This is a genomic window from Crateriforma conspicua, assembly GCF_007752935.1.
Lineage (GTDB): Bacteria > Planctomycetota > Planctomycetia > Pirellulales > Pirellulaceae > Crateriforma > Crateriforma conspicua.
In genome coordinates this window covers 5,154,130-5,175,001 of the sequence record NZ_CP036319.1, presented here as the reverse complement: position 1 = coordinate 5,175,001, position 20,872 = coordinate 5,154,130, and the positions used below count along the sequence as shown (strand labels likewise).

General features: G+C 57.5%; 17 protein-coding genes. 7 read left to right on the top strand and 10 right to left on the bottom strand.

The features are described from left to right. Positions 1-74: 74 nt before the first annotated feature. Entirely contained in the window at positions 75-773 is a 699-nt protein-coding gene (locus tag Mal65_RS18915; protein WP_165701380.1) for a TraX family protein, read from the bottom strand. Between the two features lie 116 nt (positions 774-889). On the opposite strand from Mal65_RS18915, the gene Mal65_RS27335 reads away from it, so the two are divergent. The 4 genes from Mal65_RS27335 (at position 890) to Mal65_RS18900 (ending at position 5,330) form a co-directional block, all read left to right on the top strand. Continuing rightward, entirely contained in the window at positions 890-1,015 is a 126-nt protein-coding gene (locus tag Mal65_RS27335; protein WP_261342849.1) for a hypothetical protein, read from the top strand. 189 nt (positions 1,016-1,204) lie between these two features. After that, entirely contained in the window at positions 1,205-2,638 is a 1,434-nt protein-coding gene (locus Mal65_RS18910; protein WP_145301115.1) for a DUF1598 domain-containing protein, read from the top strand. Between the two features lie 212 nt (positions 2,639-2,850). After that, positions 2,851-3,615, top strand: coding sequence for an arginyltransferase (locus Mal65_RS18905; RefSeq protein ID WP_145301112.1), 765 nt, complete (start codon positions 2,851-2,853; stop codon positions 3,613-3,615). Between the two features lie 95 nt (positions 3,616-3,710). Next, on the top strand, positions 3,711-5,330 hold the full coding sequence (locus Mal65_RS18900) for a DUF1598 domain-containing protein (RefSeq protein ID WP_165701379.1): 1,620 nt from the start codon (positions 3,711-3,713) through the stop codon (positions 5,328-5,330). A gap of 19 nt (positions 5,331-5,349) precedes the next feature. Here the strand turns inward: Mal65_RS18900 and Mal65_RS18895 are convergent, their stop codons facing one another. From Mal65_RS18895 to Mal65_RS18885, 3 genes are all read right to left on the bottom strand, one after another. Next, positions 5,350-6,285: an SRPBCC family protein gene (locus tag Mal65_RS18895; RefSeq protein WP_145301106.1), complete on the bottom strand. Its 936-nt coding sequence runs from the start codon at positions 6,283-6,285 to the stop codon at positions 5,350-5,352. A gap of 67 nt (positions 6,286-6,352) precedes the next feature. Continuing rightward, on the bottom strand, positions 6,353-7,675 hold the full coding sequence (locus Mal65_RS18890; protein WP_145301103.1) for a Gfo/Idh/MocA family protein: 1,323 nt from the start codon (positions 7,673-7,675) through the stop codon (positions 6,353-6,355). A 113-nt stretch (positions 7,676-7,788) separates the two neighbouring features. Continuing rightward, positions 7,789-9,105 (bottom strand): amidohydrolase family protein, encoded by a 1,317-nt coding sequence (locus Mal65_RS18885; RefSeq protein WP_196784295.1) that lies wholly within the window; start codon positions 9,103-9,105, stop codon positions 7,789-7,791. Between the two features lie 45 nt (positions 9,106-9,150). On the opposite strand from Mal65_RS18885, the gene Mal65_RS18880 reads away from it, so the two are divergent. The 3 genes from Mal65_RS18880 to Mal65_RS18870 are packed head-to-tail and all read left to right on the top strand — an operon-like array spanning position 9,151 to position 14,595. Further along, complete coding sequence (locus Mal65_RS18880; RefSeq protein WP_196784294.1) at positions 9,151-11,493, top strand: serine/threonine-protein kinase; 2,343 nt, start codon at positions 9,151-9,153, stop codon at positions 11,491-11,493. Between the two features lie 16 nt (positions 11,494-11,509). Beyond that, positions 11,510-13,630 carry an arylsulfatase gene (locus Mal65_RS18875; RefSeq protein WP_145301100.1) on the top strand — a complete coding sequence of 707 codons (2,121 nt, stop codon included), beginning with the start codon at positions 11,510-11,512 and terminating at the stop codon, positions 13,628-13,630. A gap of 5 nt (positions 13,631-13,635) precedes the next feature. After that, on the top strand, positions 13,636-14,595 hold the full coding sequence (locus Mal65_RS18870) for a putative 2-dehydropantoate 2-reductase (RefSeq protein WP_196784293.1): 960 nt from the start codon (positions 13,636-13,638) through the stop codon (positions 14,593-14,595). Here Mal65_RS18870 and Mal65_RS18865 read toward each other — a convergent pair whose 3' ends face one another. The 6 genes from Mal65_RS18865 to Mal65_RS18840 all read right to left on the bottom strand — a co-directional run bounded on the left by Mal65_RS18865 (position 14,596) and on the right by Mal65_RS18840 (position 20,867). Continuing rightward, positions 14,596-15,441: a histidinol-phosphatase HisJ family protein gene (locus tag Mal65_RS18865; protein ID WP_145301094.1), complete on the bottom strand. Its 846-nt coding sequence runs from the start codon at positions 15,439-15,441 to the stop codon at positions 14,596-14,598. 370 nt (positions 15,442-15,811) lie between these two features. Further along, positions 15,812-16,966, bottom strand: coding sequence for a hypothetical protein (locus Mal65_RS18860; protein ID WP_145301091.1), 1,155 nt, complete (start codon positions 16,964-16,966; stop codon positions 15,812-15,814). A gap of 248 nt (positions 16,967-17,214) precedes the next feature. Then, entirely contained in the window at positions 17,215-18,735 is a 1,521-nt protein-coding gene (locus Mal65_RS18855; RefSeq protein WP_145301089.1) for a carboxypeptidase M32, read from the bottom strand. A gap of 173 nt (positions 18,736-18,908) precedes the next feature. After that, on the bottom strand, positions 18,909-19,586 hold the full coding sequence (locus tag Mal65_RS18850; protein ID WP_145301086.1) for a hypothetical protein: 678 nt from the start codon (positions 19,584-19,586) through the stop codon (positions 18,909-18,911). 52 nt (positions 19,587-19,638) lie between these two features. Then, positions 19,639-20,322: a P-loop NTPase family protein gene (locus Mal65_RS18845; protein WP_145301083.1), complete on the bottom strand. Its 684-nt coding sequence runs from the start codon at positions 20,320-20,322 to the stop codon at positions 19,639-19,641. After that, the gene (locus tag Mal65_RS18840) at positions 20,319-20,867 is read right to left on the bottom strand and encodes a hypothetical protein (RefSeq protein ID WP_145301080.1); all 549 of its coding nucleotides are present in this window, start codon (positions 20,865-20,867) and stop codon (positions 20,319-20,321) included. The genes Mal65_RS18845 and Mal65_RS18840 overlap by 4 nt, the downstream gene beginning before the upstream one ends. Between the last annotated feature and the right edge of the window lie 5 nt (positions 20,868-20,872).

Here is a 20,872-nt window from a genome sequence, read left to right as displayed (position 1 = left end):
GCATCCCGAAAGACCGCCAACGGGAATCGGACCGGTCGACGTACAGGGCGTGACCGCATCGGCCGATTGACCGACTAATTGCCGCCCAGCGCCCAGGCGATCGCGGCGATGACGTAGAAGTGGGCGACATAGATCGACAAAGGATGACGACCCAGCCAATCCAAACCGATCACGCGGAAGTCTGGGAATCGTCGACCTAGACCAACCAAAATCGTCGCCGGAAGGCTGAACCAGACCACAAAACGGTGCGTGTCCGTCGGCCGAATCCAGTGCCCGCTGATCGTGATGCCCAGCAACGCCAAGCCGCTGGCGATCGCCGGCCCGATCCCGAAGCGACGCAGCATCGCACCCTGACCGACCAGTGCAAACACCAGCGTGGGCTGATAATCGAACCAGCGAGACACGGGATCCAGACGATAAAACAGAATCGACGCCAGCATCAGCGGTGCCGTCCGCCCCATCGCGGTCCCCACCACCGCGGCCAGCAACAGGCTGGCCAGAATCTCCAGTTGGTGATTCAGCGGCCAGTAGACCAAGTTCACCGCGACTGCCGCGGCCAGGATCTGTAGTAAACGAACGGCACGAAAACGCCGGTCGGTGGGCAAAAAGTAGCCCAACAGCAGGCAAAACAGCGGCATGCTTAGCCGAGTGATCAGCCGAACGCTGGTCAATTCGATCCGCACGTCAAACCAGTAGGCGGCCGCGTGATCGACCAGCATCAGGACGATCGCCAAACCGCGAAGCGTGTCCAAGGCTGCGTTTCGAGGGGGCAAGGTCGCCGCTTCGGATGAACGTCCACCGGGCACATTGGACTGGGACGAAGCCGACGATTTTCGGCTCGATTTCGGTCTGACGCGGCGTTTTTTGGCTTTCTTCATCGTCCCCCATCATGCAAAACAATCGTCCTCAACGCAGCACCGCGATCCGCCGCACCGCGTTTCCGTTGCCCGATGGACCACTGGTGATGGCGGTCGTATCGGTTGTATCGACCATGGCTGATTCGGCCGGCCGGTGATCCCGCCGACAAAAATTCTGGTCTCGATCGGTGGGCCCGGATGCGGGGCCGATTTCGACGGCTCGGCAAGCCGAAAAGTCCTGCGATTTGCTTGTTGATGCGATGGGGCCCGACTATTCTCAAAGGCTGGCGACCCGACCGCACCGCCGCTGCTTCGGCGTGCGATCTTCCTACCCACACTTTTCCCCGATGGCAGTCTTTTCGATGCAAGCCAGTCGATCTCCCTTCCGCTTCGCCCGTTTCGCCTGCTTGGCAACGCTTGCCGCGCTCCTGGCCTCCAGTCCCGCGTCCGTCCTGGCCGACGGTGGTGATGGCGGTGACGGCGGCGATGTGATTTTTGACTTCGTCCAGCCGATCGCCGGTGTCGACGTCGATGCGTCCGGTGTCTTGAAGGTCAAACGCTTTGACGCGTCTCTGGCTCGTCAGCGTTTCGAAGCGGCCCGCCGCCAAGCCGAATCGCAGCTGATGAAGACCAGTCCGATGCGTAAGGTGTCGCTGAACCGGTTGGAAGCCGAAGTCGCACGACGAATCGCTGCTGGTGAAGAAATCGATGATCCGATCCGTGCGTTGGCCGGGCTGACCAGCATTCGATACGTCTTCTATTACCCCGAAACGCAAGACATCGTTGTGGCCGGTCCCGCCGAAGGCTTCTTTGCCGACGCCACCGAACGTCTGATCGGGATGCGTTCGGGCAAGCCGGTCGTACTGTTGGAAGACTTGGTGGTGGCACTGCGTGCCTTTGCGCCTCACACGCCGCCGACCAACGTGATCAGCGTGTCGATTGACCCGACCGCCGAAGGGTTGCAGCAATTGCAGCAGTTCATGGCCCGGGTTGGACGCAACGTCCAACCCGCACAAACGAAGTGGTTGGCCGCCAACTTGCAAAAGAACCTGGGCCTGCAAACCGTGTTGATCCGCGGCATTCCGGCCGACACCCACTTTGCTCGCGTCTTGGTGGAAGCCGATTATCGAATGAAGTTGATCGGCATCGGACTGGAACGCTTGCCGGTTCCGGTCAAGAGCTACGTCGAACGAGCCAACCCGGCCGCGGTGTCCAGCAATGCCATGGAGCGTTGGTACTTCCAGCCGAACTACGACGGTGTCGCTATCAGCGAAGATGGATTGGCGATGCGGATCGACGAACGGGGTGTTCAGTTGGTCGGTGCCAATGAACGTGTCGCCGGCGGCAAACGCCAGGCAACCGGCCGCGTGAATCGCGCCAGCCAAGCGTTTTGCCAAGACTTCACCGACAAATATCCTCAGATCGCCGGCAAGGTTCGCATCTATGCCGAACTGGAACAGCTGATCGATCTGGCAATCGCCGCGGCGTACATTCAAGAACAAGATTTCTACAGCCAAGCCGACTGGAACCTGGGCGTGCTGGCCGACGAGGCCTCGTTGGCGGTTCAAACCGAAACTGCTCCACAGCAAGTCCAAACTGCGGTCAACGCGATTTGGCGGGGCAACCAGCTGATGACTCCGCTGGGCGGGGGCGTTCAAATGCAGCCTCGTTTGGCGCTCCGCGATGATCATTTGGTCCGCGATTCGGCCGTGAAGCAACTGCAACAGAAAACGGCTGGCACGTTGGAAGGCTTGAAGGATGGCCAGTGGTGGTGGGACTGATCCCACGCCGTTTGCATCGATGATCTCACTTTAACGGCCGCCCACTTTGATACGGGGCGGCCGTTTTTCTTGGCGGCTTGGGATTCGCCTCCGGTCGATCCGGCGGCAAGTCAGAATTTTCGCCACCCGCAGGGGGCGGACTTCGCTAAAGTGAAAAGGCGGACGGTCGGCGGTGCGATCGTCAATGCTGACACGCCTTGGAGCGAATCGGGATGCGTCATCCGCCCAAACAGCCGACGGCTACCGGGACGCCGTACCGAATGGTCATCGTGCAAGACATGCCTCAAACGTGTCCTTATTTGCCCGATCAAATCGCTCGAATGCCTCTGCAGTTGCCGGTGGTTCCCATCGACCCCGGCTTTACCGATTGGACGTTGGACCGTGGCTATCGACGCAGCGGTGATTTCGTCTATCGGACCCGATGTGCCGAGTGCCAGGAGTGTCAGCCGACGCGAATCCGTGTCGACGATTTTTGTTGGACCCGGTCCTTCCGGCGTGTCTTCAAACGTGGGCAGCGTGACCTGATCCAGCATTGGGATCGCCCCGTGGTGACCGAGGATCGCGTGAACTTGTTCAATCGCCACCGGACCGTCCGCGGGTTGGACCACACGGACGAAGCCGTCGACAGTCACGCCTATCATGCTTTTTTGATCTCGTCATTCGGCCAGGTCGATGAATGGAGCGTCTGGGACGGTGATCGGCTGATCGGCATTTCCATCGTCGACGTCGGGCAAGACTGTTTGTCGGCGGTCTACACGATGTTCGATCCGGACTACTCACGCTACAGCTTGGGAACCTACGCAATTTTGCAGCAGATCGTGCGTGCCCAGCGGGAAAAATTGTCGTTCGTCTATTTAGGCATGTACGTCCAAGACAATCCGCATCTGAATTACAAGGCAAGGTTTGGTCCTCAGGAACGTTTGCGGGACGGCGTTTGGTCGACCTTCGATCGCGAAACCGTGACCGACCAGCTTTAGATTCTTTTGACGCTGCTGGGGCGCTGATCGCATCCCAACCGATGCCGAATCCCTTCTCTCCTTTTCTTGTTTGAGGTCACATCGAAACCATGCGAATGAATATGCTGCTTCGGCCAAGTTGGTTAGGAGGATTTTGGGCCATCTGCGTTGCGATGCTATTGGGCGTTGCAACGGGCCAGGATCTGGGGGGGGCATTGGGCGTGGAATCATCCGCGGCATCGTCAGGAGTGTCTGGCGGCAATGCCGCATCAGCGACCGCTGGATCGGACAATCCGGCGGGCGGCGGATCAATGGCCGATTTTTCACAGCTGATGATGCTGATCCAAACAACGATTGAACCGGAAACTTGGGAAGCACTGGGCGGTACTAGCACGATGTTTCCGTACGCAGCGGGCATCTATGTCGACCCGGACGGAATCGTTCGCGATGTCGACCAGATACCACGCGAAGACATGGCCGCCGAGATCGATGCGTTGATTGCCGCGTCAGCAAGCAGCGATGGTGTGATGTTGCAGAGCCACAGCCCTAGGGATTGGTGGCGTGACGCCGCCAAGCTCCGGTGCATTTCGTTGAAACAGCTGCTGGATCAGTATGCCGACAATCGGTCGTCAATGCAGTCGCCCGACGATGATTTGTTGCACTGCGCAGGTCTGTCGCACGTTCGTTTCGTCCGCTTCACCGAAAACGACGTGATTCTTGCCGGACCGGTGGGCGGCATCCAACGCGTCGATGGTCATTGGCGGGATCGATCCTCGGGGGCCGCTCCGGTCCGTCTGGACGCCTTGGCCGCGTGTTTTGCCGCGACATCGGATGACGGCGTGTTCGGTTGTTCCATCGATCCGACCACCACGGGGTTACAACGGGCCGCGGTCGTCGCCCAGCAGATCCAACACGGCGATGTTCCTAAAGGCTTGGCCGCCAACACGCTGGCATCGGCCGTGGGACGCCAGGAAGTTTCAATTTTCGGGATCAATCGTGATAGCTCTCTCGCATGGCTGTTGGTCGAAGCCGATCGGCACATGAAGCAATTGGCGTTGGGCAAGCACGCGATGCCTGATGGCGCGACGAATTACTTGGACCAAATCGAATCACACATTGACCAGGGCGTGCCCACCGATTTGATGCTGCGTTTGTGGTTCACGTCCAACCCGCTCGCGGCCCGACAGAGCACCGACGGCAGCGTGGTCGAATTGGCAGGACGGCCGATTCGTTTGAGCGGTCAGAACGAACTGGCCGTCGCCAGCGGGCGGCGTGGAATCGTCACCAAGGATCCGCGTACCGACGCTTTCGTCGCTGATTTCAATCGTCACTGGAATAATGTCCGTGACATGTATCCAGTGTATGCGTCGCTGGAAAGCGTTTTTCAATCGGCGGCCATCGTTCGTTTAGTGCGCGGCAACGCAGCGAAAGCGAATCCCACCTCCAATGCTTCGCGATTGATCGCCGACGCCATGGCTGCGATCGCCAGTAGCGACCAGCACGGCTTTGCACCGCCAAGCCAAGTGGACACGTTGGCCGTGTCGCACACATTCAGGCATGGTCGGCAACGTCACAACGTGATCGTCGCCAGTGGCGGCGTGACGGTGCGTAGCGATGAAAGCCTACGTGACGAGATTGCCCGATACCCGGCGTTGGATTCGGTGGCAGGTCGAATGACCAGGAACGTGGATGCTGGATCATCGCGTTGGTGGTGGAACGTGGCGACGCGGCGATGACCGATCGTTCCAAACGCGTTCAGCCTTTGATCGCCATGTAGACATCGGTGATCAGATCGGCCGGATCGGTGTCTTGCGGCGAATTGGGATAAAACTCCAAGCCGGGTTCTTTCGCCATCTTCAATTTCTTGTACTGGCAATACTGCGCCGCACCGGACCAAGCGTTACCCAGATGTTGATAGCGGCCGGTGTGTCGAACTTTCAAGTAACGACCGGCGTCGACGGTCAGTTCGTCCAGTCCGTCGACGGTGACATCGGTGTCCGTCGTTTCGATACCGCAAGTAAAATCAAAGTATCGCGTTTTTAAATCGCAGGTCGGGTGATAAACGCTGATCATGTTCCCGGGAACATTCACGCCTGATGCCGCGATCCGTTGATGGACTTTTTCAAAGACCTTTTCCATCACCGGACCGATGTCGTCCATGCTGCAAGATTCACGAATTCCCAAGACGCGAAGTCGATCGAGTGATTGAACGCCCTGGACGTCTAGTTTTGAAGTGACGGTACCGGTTTTCACGTACTCGGCCAGCATTTGAAGCCCTCGTTCGTAGTCCATGCCGACGAACATTTCCATGCTGGACTTCATCCAAAACAGAAACCACGGCAGTTTGCCGATCATGTGCCAGGTGACTTCGGTTTCATCGCCGACCGACCGAATGTCGAATCGCACTTCGGACTGAGATTTGAACGGCTTGATGAAATGAAGATCGATTTCGATTTTGCGTGGACGATCCAGCCAGCGATGCTTCATGCCGCCCTGCCCGACCAAGTCACCCTGCCAGTCATAGGTGGACCCGACGCTGGACGGATCGGTCGAAATGGTCACGGTCGGATCGGGGTCGATCTTCAGCCATGGCGACCACGTGGTCCAGGTGCGAAAGTCGGCAATGGCGTCGAACACCTGTTCGGCGGATGCGGCAATTCGATGCGTGCGTTGGATATGGAAAGCTGGCATGGTCGAATCAGCGAAAGCGTGTGAAAAAGAGTTCGGCGGACAAGCAAAACAGGATTCAAAACCGGGGTTATGTCACTGGCAACTCATAACCGCTGCGTCGCGGACGCGTCAGCAATGAATTGGCTTCATCGTCATTGATGAAGGTTTCGCGTTTCGGATCCCAATTCAGTGTGCGACCCAGTTCGCGTGTTAGATTCACCAGATGGCAAAACGTGATGCTGCGATGTCCAATTTCGACGTCCGCGTTGGGGCGTTGTCGCGTGCGGATGCACTGCAGCCAATTGGCCAGGTGCGGACCGGCGATCCAGCCCGGTTTTTCCCACTTGGCTTGCACCGCCGAATCAGGTGCGTTCTTGATCAAGTCGGCTGGATTGGTCGCAAAACGATTTCGGTTGATTTCAACCTTGCCCGCGTCGCATTGAAAAATGGCACCGCCCTGGGGCCCCTGGTCCAATTCGAATCGCACTTCCAAACCGTCGTCGTAGCGTGCCGTGACCTTCCCATTGGGGCCGCCGGTAACGGGGATGAACTGCGTCGGTCCGGTCAGACTTTTCCCCAGTGCCCATTGAATCTGGTCGACCCCGTGGGCACCCCAGTTGGTCATTTCACCGCCGCTGTAGGCACGCCATTGCATCCAGCCGAACTGTAACGACGAATGAAACGGTCGCAGCGGTGTGGGGCCACACCATCGATCCCAGTCGTCGCCCTGCGGGATGGGTTCGGCGGGCAGGCGCTGGTAGCGTTTCGGTCCGGTGTAGTTCACCGCTTGGACGAAACGGACGCGGCCCAAGTTGCCTTCGCGAATTTGGCGGCATAGATAGTCGTTGATCTCCATCGTGCGTTGTTGCGTGCCGACCTGAAACACCGTGTTGTTCTGGCGTGCGGCACGAACAATCTCGCGACCTTCACTGACATAGGCGGTCAGTGGCTTTTCTGCATAAACGTCAAGTCCCGCCTGGCAGGCATCGATGCAAGGCAGCGATCGGCCGTGATCGGGCGTTGCGATGATCACCGCGTCAAGCGATTCACGGTCCAGCATTTGACGGTGATTCGAATAGGTCGGCCACTTTGCATCAAACTTGGCCAGAGTTTCATCGGCACGCTTTTGATAACAATCGCAAATTGCCACGACCCGAGCCGCCTTGGGCAGTTGGTCCATCAGTTGTCGTGCGCGGTTTCCAGTTCCAATCACACCGATACGGATGACGTCCGATGGTGCGTCGGATTCCAAGGGCGATGCGGCGGTGGTCGCGGCGTGATAACCCAGCCCCACGGTTGCCGCCGCAGCGGATCGCAATGCGTCACGCCGAGTCGGCATGTGACTGGATTGCAAAGAACCACCGTCGAAGCAGACGTGGTCCTGCTGCGGCACTTGTTGGCTCGACATCATCAATCGACGACTCCGCACAAATGAACTTCGAATCAGCCATCCGCCGAATGACGAACCAACGTGTTGAGGGCACGAGCTCTATTCATTCGGCGGTGATGTCGATCCTCGTTTCATCATGGGACCGACGGCGGCAAACGTTCGGCCACACCTGGGATGAACTTCGCCGCGTTTAGATGATAGATCTTTTTTAGCACGTCCGGGGGCAGCCCAACCCCATGAATGTTCCACATGCCTTGCGGAGGCGGGATCTTTTCGCTGTAGGCAAACGATTCATCCTTGGTTTCCAAGAAACGCCAATAGGCATTCAAGCGTGCTTCGGGTTGCGGTCCATCGGTGCCGAACATGATGCGGTCGGCATAGCGAATCATAAATCGACGTGCCGTGTACGGCTGTCTTCCCAGTTCGCCGATGCGTGAAGCAAATTCGACAACCAAGTTGGGCATTTGGTCCAGCCATGCTGCAACTTCGTTCAGGTCTTCTGGGTTGTTTGCAACGTGAGCGCCGATGAACGTCGTTTCGGGATGCCGCCGGATGACACGATTGCGGGCTTCCAGCAGTTCGCTTCGGCTGGGAAATTCATCTCCGTAGAAGCTCCAGTCGGGATGCCGGCTCAATTCTTCCCAGCGTTCGTTGGTGGCATCGACCGGATCAAAAAAAGCCGCCGGATCAGCGGTGTGCATGATCACGGGGATACCCAGTTCGCCACAAGCCTTCCAGATCGGATCGAATCGACGGTCGTCGATCTTGATCAGGCTGCCGTCGGGATAGCGATAACGCAGCCCAAAATTCTTGAAGATTTTCAATCCGCTGGCGCCTTCGTCGACGGAGTGTCGGATCCGGGCAGCCGCACGCTGGGCAAAGCCAGGCTGATTGCAGGCCCATGTGGACGCCTGGTCTTCCACACCGTCACCACGCCAATCCAAGTGAGCGAAGATGACAAAACGATCGTGATGATGCTTCCAAAGGAAATCGCGATGACGGCCAAATGTTCCGTCCAGTCGACCATCCAAAGAAACGCAAACGGCGATTCCGTTTCGGTCCATCACGGCGACAAAGTCGTTCAGAGCTTGTCGGTTCTCACGCAACTTGAACATGAAATGTGTGTGAACATCGACGACCGGGAAGGACGCTTTGGGAATCTCGGTCCGGTGAACCTTCAATTTCGATTGCGGACGAAAATTCCGCAGTAACAACTCGCGTCCCTCGGATCCGTCCAGCGGAGCGGCGGAGTCACCTGGTGGTCGTATCGGCGACTGGATCGTTTCGGCCGTTGATGCGTCGACGTCGGCTGCGGGCTTGGAATGTGTCTGGGACGTTGTCGTCGTTGTCGGAGGCGTCGCATCGGACCACGAGATTTCCGCCTGTGCGACGACAAAAACACAACATGCCAGGATGGCGAACCGGCACATTTGTTCTACCGTCTGAATCATGGTGTAAACTGCGTTTTTGAAGACATCGGCACCAAGGAAGCACGCTTGACAGACGATCATACGCTCGACCAGACGCCCCTGGCTCGCTCGGCCAGCAAACGGCTGTCCATGCAGGCGACGACGCCTCCGGCCGAGGTGCCGGGGTATCGATTGATCAAGTTTTTGGGATCGGGAGCGTTCGGCCAAGTCTGGGTCGGTCGTGACTTGAACACCGGTCGCGGTGTGGCAGTGAAGTTTTATCTGCACCGCGGGGGTGTCAATTGGTCGTTGCTCAGTCGTGAGGTCAAAAACCTAGTCCAGCTGTCGGCCAACCGGCATGTGGTTCAGGTCTTGGAGGTCGGCTGGGATGCGGACCCGCCTTACTACGTGATGGAATTGATCACCGGCGGGTCACTGGAGGAGATGTTAAAGTCGCGGGGGCGATTACCGGTCCAAGAAGCGGTGGAAATCTTTCGCAAGATTTGCGTCGGGTTGAACCATTGCCACAGCAAGGGGGTGCTGCACTGCGACGTCAAGCCGGCCAATATTTTGATGGGCGACGACCAAGAACCTCGGCTGGCGGATTTCGGTCAAAGTCGTATGTCGCACGACCAAACGCCCGCGTTGGGAACGCTGTTTTACATGGCACCCGAGCAAGCCGACTTGGACGCAAACCCGGATGCCAGTTGGGACGTTTATGCCGCCGGCGCGATCCTGTTCCAGATGCTGGTGGGCAAACCGCCTTATCGCGATGAATCGCTGATCTCGCGAATCGATACCGCCGGATCGCTGCCCAAACGATTGCGCCAATACCAACAAGCGATCGCTTCCCAACCGCCCGTCATGGAACGGCTGGCCCGCAGCGGTATCGATCGTCCGTTGCAACGCATCCTGGCAAAGTCGCTGGCGAATGATCCGGAAGATCGCTACCGGAACGTTCAACAGATCTTGGCCGATTTGCAGGAACGCGAAAACAATCGTGCCCGCCGCCCTCTGTTGCTGTTGGGAATCGTGGGACCGCTATTGTTGTTGGCGGCGACATCGATCTTTGCCGCTCGAAGCATCAACCGCGCCAGCGAAAGTACGACCGAAGCTTTGCGAACCGAAGCCTTTGGCAGCAACCAATTGGCCGCTCGGTTTGCCGCCAAAACACTGCAGTCAGAAATCGAACGCTATTTCGCATTGGCGATCGACGAGGCCAAGCGGCCGGAGTTTCAAGAAACACTGCAAGAATTTCTGACCGATCCCGAGATCAAACGACAGCGCGAGCGAATCGCAAAAGCCGATGGCAATGACGCGGGAAACGTGCGTGCCGATGCCAGAGAAGAAATCTACAACGCGCCCAAACGCGTCGCCTTGGACGAATACTTGTACCAACGACTCGGCAATCACGTGGGTGAAGGTGCGCGTCGACCTTTGGCGACGATGTTTGTCACCGATCGCTTTGGGACGATCGTCGCCATTGCGTACGACAATCCGGTGACCAAGGACCGCAACAGTGCAGGCCGCAACTTTTCATACCGGAACTATTTTCACGGCGGCCGTGACGATCTGCAAAAGCCCGCATTGAATGAACAGGTGGCACAGGTCCCGCCGCTGACGGAAACGCGATTTTCCGCCGCCTTTCAAAGCACCGCGTCTGGATTATGGAAGGTGGCGATCAGCACGCCGGTTTATTTGTCGAACGATTCCGATTCGCCCGACGCGGTCTTCGTGACCACGATCAATTTGGGTGAGTTTCCGTTGCTGCAGCGTCAGCAGAATCAACGGGATGCCAAGCAGGCAGGTTCCGGCCAACTGGCCGCCGACAACCAAGTGGCCGTTTTGGTCGAGGCCCGTCAGGGTGATCAACGCGGCACCATCTTGGAACACCCTTTCTTGCGTGACCGGCGGGCGGCGGGTGACGCCACCATCGATAAACAGTTCAAGATTTCTCCCGGTCTGATGGATCGGCTGATCGAAGGTGGCGATGTCGATTACCGTGATCCGGTTGCCAGCGATCCCGAGGGGCAGGCCTATCGGGGTGAGTGGATCGCCGCCATGCAACCGATTGAACTGCCCAATCTGGATGTCGAATCGGTCGCTGGGCCGAACGCGACGTCTTCCGACGCTGATGCCGAAAACAATTCAAACGTCGAAGGCGAATCTGGTACACAGGCGAACAGTTCAAAGCCCGACACCGATCTTTTGGTCTTGGTCCAATACAGGCTTTCCAAGGTGTTCGCACCGGTCGGCCAAATGCGACGATCGCTGTTCATCGAAGGGGCCGCCGCCATGCTGTCGGTCCTTTTGGTGACGATGGTGATGTGGTATTTCGTGTGGCGTGCGAACAACAAAACTCAAGAAGAACTTTCCGATTCGGTCATGGAACACTCCGGATTGACCGAAACCATTCCCGTTCAAAACTGACGAATCGAATCGACGGATGAATCTCAGAAAAGTCGCTGCCGTTTTTTGCGTTGCGTTTTCATGCTTTTCGGTACTGGCGGTCCAAGCGAACGCCGACGCAAACGATCCCAACACGAAACAACCAAACATTGTTTTCATCTTGTGTGATGATCTTGGTTGGGGCGATCTAAGCGTCTACGACGACAATCGATCACGTGGCGGCAAAGACTTTCAAACACCCTCGCTGGATCGGATGGCCCAGGACGGTGCACAACTGCGGAATCATTATTGTCCCGCGCCGGTTTGTGCCCCCAGTCGCGCTTCGCTGTTGTTGGGAAAGCACCAGGGATCGGCGGAGATCCGCGACAACCAATTCGATAAACAGCTACCGCCACAGCATTCCGTCGCGTCGGTACTGAAATCGGCCGGTTACCGCACCGCAATCATCGGCAAGTATGGTCTGCAAGGCGATCAGAGGTACGCGCTGGCCGAGAACGGAACCAAGCCCGACCAATGGCCGGGTTATCCGACCAGTCGTGGCTTTGATGAATTCTTGGGTTATGTCCGTCACGTCGACGGCCACCTCCATTATCCGGCCCATGCTTGGGAGTTGGGGAATTCGGACAGTCACAAAGAACCGAAAGAAGTCTGGCACAACGATCGCGAAATCAGTGGTGATTTGACCAACTGCTACACGACGGATCTTTTCACCGCCTACGCCAAGCATTGGATTTCCGAACAGGTCAGCCAAGATTCGGATGTTCCGTTTTTCTTGTACTTGGCCTATGACACGCCCCACGCCGCACTACAGATTCCCAGTTGTCGGTATCCCGAATCAAAGGGGCTGAACGGCGGTGTTCAGTGGACAGGCAAACCTGGGGCGATGATCAATACCGCGAAGGGACCGATCGACAGTTACCGTTATCCTCAAGTGACCAATCAAGGTTGGTCGGATGTGGAAGAACGATTCGCGTCGATGGTGTTGCGCATTGATGATGCCGTCGGCGACTTGCTTCAAACGCTGAAAGATCTAGGAATCGACCAAAACACGTTGGTGGTCCTTAGCAGCGACAATGGTCCGCACCATGAATCGTATTTGGCCGACGCATCGTACCAGCCCACATCGTTCCGTTCTTATGGTCCATTCGACGGTACCAAACGTGACGTGTGGGAAGGCGGCGTTCGTGTTCCCACCGTGGCCTATTGGCCGGGCAAGATCCCGTCTGGCCACGTCGATCAACAACCCAGCCAGTTCCACGACTGGATGGCTACGTTTGCCGATGCCGCCAATTGCCCCGTACCAGCGGGATGTGATGGCGTTTCCTTGTTGCCGGGATTGATCCGATCGGGAACACGGCAAGACAGCACGGTCTATGTGGAGTATTCACAGAATGGACGCACGCCCGATTATCAAGATTTTCAGCAGCGGAAACGCAAGCAGAAACGCGGGCAGATGCAGATCGTTTTTGTCGATGGCTATAAGGGCGTCCGTCTGGACATCGCCAGCCATGATGACGATTTCCAAATCTTCGACTTAGAGAGCGATCCAAAAGAGTTGAACAACTTGGCGGGCTCGTCAGATGCGATTTCTCAGGTTCAGCAGAAAATGAAAGACCGCGTTTTGCGATTGCGGACAATGAACGAAAGTGCCAAGCGGCCTTACGATACCGCTTTGGTCCCGTCAATGAATGTTGTCGATCCAAAGCCTGGTGCGATCATGGAGTATCAAATCGGAGAGTTTCCGTATGTGCCGAAAGAATTAGATTCTGGTCATGGACGCGTCTATCTGACGTCTTATCATCGTGACCGAAAAGAACTTGATGTGGTCAATGCCACCGCCGCCGTTTGGTTCCGTGGCTATCTGCGGGTGCCCGACGACGGAAGCTATCGATTTCGTGTTGTCGGGCTGGATCGCGTTGCCGCACGCCTGCACGAAATGCTGTTGTTGGAGCACGATCCGCCGGCGGGCGCAGGTGATTCGGCCGAAAAGGACTCGGTTGTTGAAAGCCCCCCGGTACACCTTGCGTCGGGAATGCATCCGATTGCCATCGGGACAGTGGTACACCCGGGTGATTCCCAGTGGAAACTGCAGTGGTCGTTTGAAAGCGGCGACTGGAAAGACGTATCCGACGATTCGTTTGTGATCGAATCGGAATGAAGTTGATGCAACGCTACGCAATCATCGGCAGTGGGGCGCTGGGCGGGCTGTACGGCGCCCGTTTGGCGGCGGCGGGACACGAGGTCCACTTTCTGTTCCGTTCTGATTATCAGCATGTCCGGCAACACGGATTGAAAGTCGATAGCGTCTGGGGTGATCTGCACCTGCATGACGTGAACGCTTATCAGTGTGCGGATGACATGCCGCCTTGTGACGTGACCATTGTCGCTTTGAAGACGACGCAAAACCATCATTTGCCGAAACTGTTGGCCGGTCCGACGGCCGGCGGTGGGGCTGTGTTGGTGCTTCAAAATGGCCTGGACGTCGAAGCGGATTCGGCACAAGTGGTCGGCGTGCAGCGTACGCTGGGGGGATGTTGTTTTCTGTGCAGTAATAAGGTGGGCCCCGGGCACATCAAACACATCGATTACGGGCGGATCGTGTTCGGTGAATACAGCCCTCAAGCCGGCGTATCGGATCGGGCGGCACGAATCGCATCCGAATTGAATGCCGCGGGAGTGGAAGCGATCGCGACCGACGACCTTCTGCTAACACGTTGGCGAAAGCTGATGTGGAACATCACGTTCAATGGATTGTCGGTGGTCTGTGACGCCAGTACTGACCAGCTGATGGACGGTCGATGGGGAGAACAACTATCGTTGTCATTGGTCCGCGAAGTGCACGCTGCCGCCGCGGCCTGTGGTGTTTCCATCGCTGAAGATGCGATCGGAACGACGATCGAGCACACTCGCAAGATGGTGCCCTATGACAGCAGCATGAGGCTGGATTTTTTGAATGGGCGCCCGATGGAAGTGGAAGCCATCTTTGGAAATCCGTTACGGGCGGCACAGGCTGCCGGATTCGACGCCCCACGCATCGAAATGCTGTACCGTCAACTGAAAGTGTTGGATCAGCTACGACGGGGCTCTCAGGCTGCTTCTGCTTCAAGCAGTGCCGCGACTTGACTAAGACGCTTGGCGTACATCGGCGGGGCCGGCCAAACTCTGTAACGCGTCATCGATGATCACGTCGTGGCGACGGCGTTGTAGGAAGAAGCTGACTTGTTGAAAGCCGCATTCGGACAACAGATTCAATGCTTCGACGAATCGATCCCCCACGCGTTCGGGCACGTGTGCATCGGCACCCAGGGTGATGGGAATGTTGCGTTTGGCGATTTCCCGCAACATGTCCGGATACGGGTTCATCTGCTGGATCGTTTTCAATGCCCCGGACGTGTTCAGTTCCATCGCAACGCCCGTCTTGGCGATTCGATCAAGCGACGGCGCGATGATGTCCATCATGTTCGGCTCGTCCCAAACCTTGACAGTAAAATTCTTGATCAGGTCAGGGTGACTGATGGAATCGAACAACCCGGTTTCCGCGGCATCGGCGAGCAACCGAAAGTAGGTTTTCTGGACTTCGCGTAAATCTTCCTGCCAGTAGCGGTCGCGAAATTCATCCAACTGGGGGTGCACGCTGCCCAGCACGAATTGGAAATCGGCGCTGGCCAACTGTTCTTCGACGTAGGATTCGTATCCTTGGAAATAGTCCGCTTCCAGACCCAGGCGGACGTCCACGCGATCTTGCCATTCTTCGCGTGTCTGGTCGACCATCGCGATGTACTGGTCCAATTCATTTTCCGCCATGCGCACACGAGCGGAAAATCCGTCGGGCATGGGGTTATGACAAGTGACGATCAGACCCTTAAGGTTCTTTTCCAAAGCCTGAGCGGCATACTCGGTCGGTTCGCCACTGGCATGTTTGCACAAAGGCGTATGGCAATGGGATTCGTATAGGATCGGTGCGGGCATCGTTTTCGGAAATCGCGATGGAGGCGAAGCGATTGCTTCGTAAAAGGAATCCCGGCGAAGATCGTCGTGGTTGGGCAGTACCAAAGGCGGATCACACGCATTCGACCGCTGTTGATCGCGCGGTGGCGCCGATGTGCGAGACGCCGATTCGTGCTCCTGAGGTCGGGCACGCAACGTCGGACACGATGTGGCGATCGCGCCGGGGAGACAGCAGGAGCCTAGAAGGCTTGGCCGGCACTGACCACCCCGATGCCGGAGGGCAGGTAACGGCTTTGCAGGAAATTCATCGCGACCAACAAGCATGCCGCATGGCGTGCCCATTGCGATCGCCGTGTGGCAGAATCATCGCCGCAATGCTGTTGCGTCCGAATTAGTGATCCGGTTCGCCGCGTACAAGAATCTGGACTGTTTTGACATCGGAAGTCGCCGCTGCCCCGGTATTGGGAACCAGACGTCCGAGTGCCAGAAATGGTGAATCGTCTTGATTTTCGGGCAGATCACCACGCACGTTGACCATTTCCCCGCCCGGCAATCGGACGTAGGCGGGGCCGATGGAATTTAGAAGTCCGGCGACGATCACGCCGTCGTTCATCAGTGGTTCGGTGGCGCGACGCTTGGAATCCAGCGAAATCCACTGGGCCGTTTTCGAACCCAAGTCTTCCAAACGATCGGATCGGCTGACTCGGTCCAAGATGGCTTGCTGCTGCGCGGTGGTGACATCATCGTCCACGGCCGTCCCGGCGATCTGTGAGTAAACAGTGACGACCTGGCGCCAATAGTCACGACTGTTGGAGCGAGTTGCTTGTTCCAATTCGTCAATCGCTGCAAATGTTTCCCGCAACTTGGCGGCTCCGGCGTCCTGGGCCACGATGTCTTCGGATGCCGGTTCGGCCGGACCAAGTGTGCTGGTCGTTTTGCCTCGATCGGATTGCTCGCGATAGGTCAACATACTGGCCGCTTCGATGTCATCCATGTGCGACGCTGGATCGGTCGCGTCACGCTCGCCGTCGTTTGCATCCGATTCGGTTTCATCGGGAAGTGGAAACGCGCGAATGGCGGATCGAGATTCTGCAAAAGGCCAGAACCCAAATTTCACCGGCGATCCAACGGCGTACAAGATTGCCAGGGCCATCGGAATCGCCAGGATCAATCCGTAAAGCATCTGGGCGATGGGATGCAGGAAAATGCTCTTGTTGCGATTGGATGTACGTTCGTTCCGGCTCTCTGGATTGAAATCAAGGGAGGGCATGGATGCCCCATGGCTTTGGGGCGATCCAGCGGCTGCATCGGGTTCGACAGAAAACTCGTGTTGGCCGAACACGAACGGTGCTTCCGCGCCAGGGGCTTGTTCGCCGACCGGTGGTTCCGATCCGCCGATGACTTCCACTTCGTCTTCAGGTTCAGGGAGATCCAGGATCAATTCAGGAGGAAGAAGCTCCTCGATTTCGGCCAGGAAAAACGAGCCGCGGCACCACGGGCAGGTGGCTTTTGTGTCACCCGGAACGTCCGCTGCGGGCAATCGCACGGGTTCGTTACATCGTGGGCAGGAAGCTTGCATCATGGGTGGTTCAGCGACGCGTGTGTGTCCGGATTCAAATCCGATCCTTCGATCATTGGCCCCGGGAAAGGTAACTGCTAGTTGGTGTCATCGTCGGGGACGATTGGTCGCCAGGCCGTGGTTAATTGAAAGCGTCGACTTTCCCTTCTTCGAATACGCAAACTGTTCCGATGGTCTGGATCGTCGCGAATGGGTCAATCGAATCGATTGGGCGATCAAAATTGGTACAGCGACGACAGCTTGTCCTTCAGGTAGCTGATCAGCGGCGCCGCCGACAAATCGTTGCCGGTTACTTTCTGTACCAACTGGGGCGTCCGGTAACACTTGCCCGGTTCGTGAACGTTCTTCCGCAACCAATGGCAAAGTGGTCCAAATTCACCTGTGGCAATCTGGTGTTCCAGATCCGGCATCGCAGCTTGAACGGTCGCAAACAACTGCGCGGCGATCAGGTTTCCCAGGGTGTAGGTCGGGAAATATCCGAACAACCCAGCGCTCCAGTGCACGTCTTGCAGAACCCCATCGGCGTCGGAGGTCGGGCGGATTCCCAGGTCCGACTCGTACCGCGCATTCCAGGCTTCGGGTAACTGATCGACCGACAGGTCGCCCGCGATCAACTGGCGTTCCAGGTCAAAGCGGATGATGATGTGCAGGTTGTAAGTGGCTTCGTCGGCTTCGACACGAATCAGGCTGGGGCCGACCGCGTTGGTTGCAAAGTAAAACTCGTCTGCCGACACGCCTTCCAAACTAGAATCCAGAACTTCGGTGGCCTGCGGCAGCAACCACTGCCAAAATGCACGGCTGCGGCCGACTTGGTTTTCCCACAGACGCGATTGCGATTCGTGCACGCTGAGCGACGCATACGATCCAGGCGGCAGACCGAACCAATCGGCACGCAAACCCTGTTCATAGATTCCGTGCCCCGCCTCGTGCATCGACCCGTACAGGCCACCGGGTAACCACGTCGATTCGTAGCGTGTCAGGATGCGGATATCGTCCGGCCCCAGTGTGGTGCAGAACGGGTGCGAAGTTTCGTCCAGTCGGCCACGGGAAAAATCAAACCCGATCGATTCGCAGACCTGATGGCTGAACGCACGTTGCCGATCCAAATCAAAGGGCCCACGAACGCATTGCAGATCGGGTTGGTTCGGTGAGCGACCGATCGCCTCGATCATCGGCACCAATTCGGACCGCAGTTCTTGAAAGACTTCTGCCAACTTCGCTTCGCGACCGCCGGGTTCGAACTCGTCCAACAGACTTTCGTACAGCGTCGCATCGCTGCCCTCGCGATACCGATCGGCCTGTTCCTTCTTCAGTGCTAGGATTTCTGCCAACGCGGGTTTGAATTGGCGATAGTCGTCCGCCTTGCGAGCGGCATCCCACGACTGCTGGCCACGAACGGTGGCGAGGGAAAGGCGCTGCACCAAGTCTTCGGGCAATTTGCTGTCGCGACGAAAGTCCACATTCAGTTCACGAATGGTTGCGGCGTGATCACCGTGTGGCGGCAATGCCGCGGCCTGTTCGGACAACGTCGCTAGCTGTTCGCCGTACTTCGCATCGGTTCTTAAACGATGCACCTGAGCACGAAGTGTGGAAACCTGCTGGGCGCGATACTCACCGGCGGCCGACGGCATTCCGGTACGTTCGTCCCATTCCAATGTGTCGGCGATGGTCTGCAGCATCGCCGCCTTTCGCGCGTGGTCACATACGTCGGCAAAGATGCGGTCGTCGATCGACATCGTATTGGTGTTGGTTACAGGGGCACTTGGAACACAATCAAGGCCAAGCGTGTGGGATCAGGGGCGGGATTCACTCTGTCTGCCCGCCGCATGGCCAACGCCGGAGCGCCAAGATCAATTCTATGTCGTCCGGAACGGCTGACCAAACCGACCGAAACGGCCAAAGGACTGGTTTACGGATCTAGTTCGTCCAGTTCATCCAGCAATTGATCCAGGGCTTGGTTGTTATCAGGGGGGCTGGCCGGTTTCGTCGCCCGATGGTTTTCGGCCTTCATCGAATCGGTACTCGGTGGCGCATCCGAGCTCTTGGGTGATCCACCGACCACCGCGTTCGACCGGACCGACGTTGAACGCCGGCCGCCATTTTCACGGGTTTCGCTGTTGGTTCCCACCGGATCAACAGTCGTTTTTTGCGGCGCAGCCGTCGTGCCGAACAGTTGAAACGTGCGAACTTGTCGCGATTCTTGGATTCGGTGAATGGCGTCGACCACATCGACCGCCGTTTCAAATTGCCCCAAGTCGAATAGAAACAGGCACTTGGATCCCACGCGCGGCGGCGGAGCGTCCGCATCGTTTTCGTGGCGGGTGCGGGCATGGTCCTGGCACACTTGCCGGAGTGCATCGGCGGATTGTTCGATGGGAACCCAATCCAAAACCGCAACGTCATTCTGAAGATTTTCCAGTGTCAGACGATCTGTCGATTCTGGTTCCCAATGATGGGGACTCCGGACCAGCATCAGATCGACGCCGGGAACCGCGATCAGTTGTCCAACGATCTCGTCGATCATTGAGCCCGCCGCTGATGTCGGTGGCGGTGTTTGGATCAGCAAGACGTTCAATCGGACGGCCATGGGAATGCCCCTGCCCCTTCGGAACACGGAGTGAATTTTGTGCCGGTGGAGGCTAGCGGACCGCCGTGGTCCGGTCCTGAGCTTCAAAGTCTGCCACCAAGTCGTACAGCTCAAACCATAACGCGCGAAGATCGGTCGTCGTGTGAAGGTCCCGTGACGAAAGGTTTTTAAAAACCTTCTGGCGCAAACTCGGATCAGCATCCGCCAGCAACTGATCGCACAAACGTTGGATCAATTCCGAGTTCAAACGGGTGGCAAAACAGTGGTCCCACCCCAGGATGCGTCGATGGCTGGTGGCCAAGCAGCGTGTTCCGGATCGACGTAGAAACCTGGTCAGCAACCAGCCGTTCAAACGGCCAAGTTGTTCGATGCCATCGATCACCAACCAAGGGTCCCGATGACGGTGATGGTTGGCCGTGCCCATCGACCGGCGCAGCAGATTTTGATTTTCGCCGGGGCTTAGGTCCGATGAAAGTGTCACCCAGATTTCTGTCCCCCAGTGCTGTCGGATCCGGGGGACCAACTGGTGCAACAAGGTGGTTTTGCCAGACCCGTGCGGACCGACGATTAACTTCGGGCCGGTCAGTTTGGGGCCCGTGTCCGGGGTAATGATCCGACGAACCAGATCGTCCTGCTGAATTTCCGGATCGACAAACTGATAGGGAATCGCGCCCGGTTTGACGCGTCGGACCCGAAACGGATTGTCGCTGGGAAAGACCGGCGACATTTCGGTCATGACCGATCGACGAATCGCCGAAAAGTGCGGGGACGCTTCAGGCGTCGAAAGATCACCGTTTCCTCACCCGATTTTTCCGCAGGCGTCGTTTCCGTTGATGCGTCGGCCAGATTCCGTCGACCGGTCGGGGAAACGTCTTTGCCGTTGCCAGCCATCTTTTGCAGTCCCGGCGCCGCGATGGGCCCGTCCGGCGATAAGTCGGCGACGACAAAGAAAGGCTGTTCGGTGACGATTTCTTTACCACCGCTCATAAACAACCGGACACGCAAGCACCATCGGATCGAAAGAAGCCGTCCGTGGTAGCTGAGCGGTGTTGCCGGCAAGCGGCAATCGAGTGCTTGGGGCGACCCCAAATCTATCGCGGATAGCTCGGCGGTGTCGATGCGATGAAAATGATGGACCTGCAGATCTTCGTCGCCTTTGCCATCGGTGTGCCACAGCACGGACACTTCGATGCACCGGATGCGATCGGGTTGGACTCGGGACACGCGCCAAGACGCACGCAGCAACCCACCGGCGTTGTACCGGCCGTCTTCACGACACAAAGTGA

Coding starts and splice junctions, on each gene's coding strand:
- Mal65_RS18855 (WP_145301089.1), bottom strand. CDS start 18,735: ATGTCGATCGACGACCGCATCTTTGCCGACGTATGTGACCACGCGCGA.
- Mal65_RS18910 (WP_145301115.1), top strand. CDS start 1,205: ATGGCAGTCTTTTCGATGCAAGCCAGTCGATCTCCCTTCCGCTTCGCC.
- Mal65_RS18900 (WP_165701379.1), top strand. CDS start 3,711: ATGAATATGCTGCTTCGGCCAAGTTGGTTAGGAGGATTTTGGGCCATC.
- Mal65_RS18850 (WP_145301086.1), bottom strand. CDS start 19,586: ATGGCCGTCCGATTGAACGTCTTGCTGATCCAAACACCGCCACCGACA.
- Mal65_RS18870 (WP_196784293.1), top strand. CDS start 13,636: ATGCAACGCTACGCAATCATCGGCAGTGGGGCGCTGGGCGGGCTGTAC.
- Mal65_RS18895 (WP_145301106.1), bottom strand. CDS start 6,285: ATGCCAGCTTTCCATATCCAACGCACGCATCGAATTGCCGCATCCGCC.
- Mal65_RS18905 (WP_145301112.1), top strand. CDS start 2,851: ATGCGTCATCCGCCCAAACAGCCGACGGCTACCGGGACGCCGTACCGA.
- Mal65_RS18845 (WP_145301083.1), bottom strand. CDS start 20,322: ATGACCGAAATGTCGCCGGTCTTTCCCAGCGACAATCCGTTTCGGGTC.
- Mal65_RS18865 (WP_145301094.1), bottom strand. CDS start 15,441: ATGCCCGCACCGATCCTATACGAATCCCATTGCCATACGCCTTTGTGC.
- Mal65_RS18890 (WP_145301103.1), bottom strand. CDS start 7,675: ATGATGTCGAGCCAACAAGTGCCGCAGCAGGACCACGTCTGCTTCGAC.
- Mal65_RS18875 (WP_145301100.1), top strand. CDS start 11,510: ATGAATCTCAGAAAAGTCGCTGCCGTTTTTTGCGTTGCGTTTTCATGC.
- Mal65_RS27335 (WP_261342849.1), top strand. CDS start 890: ATGCAAAACAATCGTCCTCAACGCAGCACCGCGATCCGCCGCACCGCG.
- Mal65_RS18885 (WP_196784295.1), bottom strand. CDS start 9,105: ATGATTCAGACGGTAGAACAAATGTGCCGGTTCGCCATCCTGGCATGT.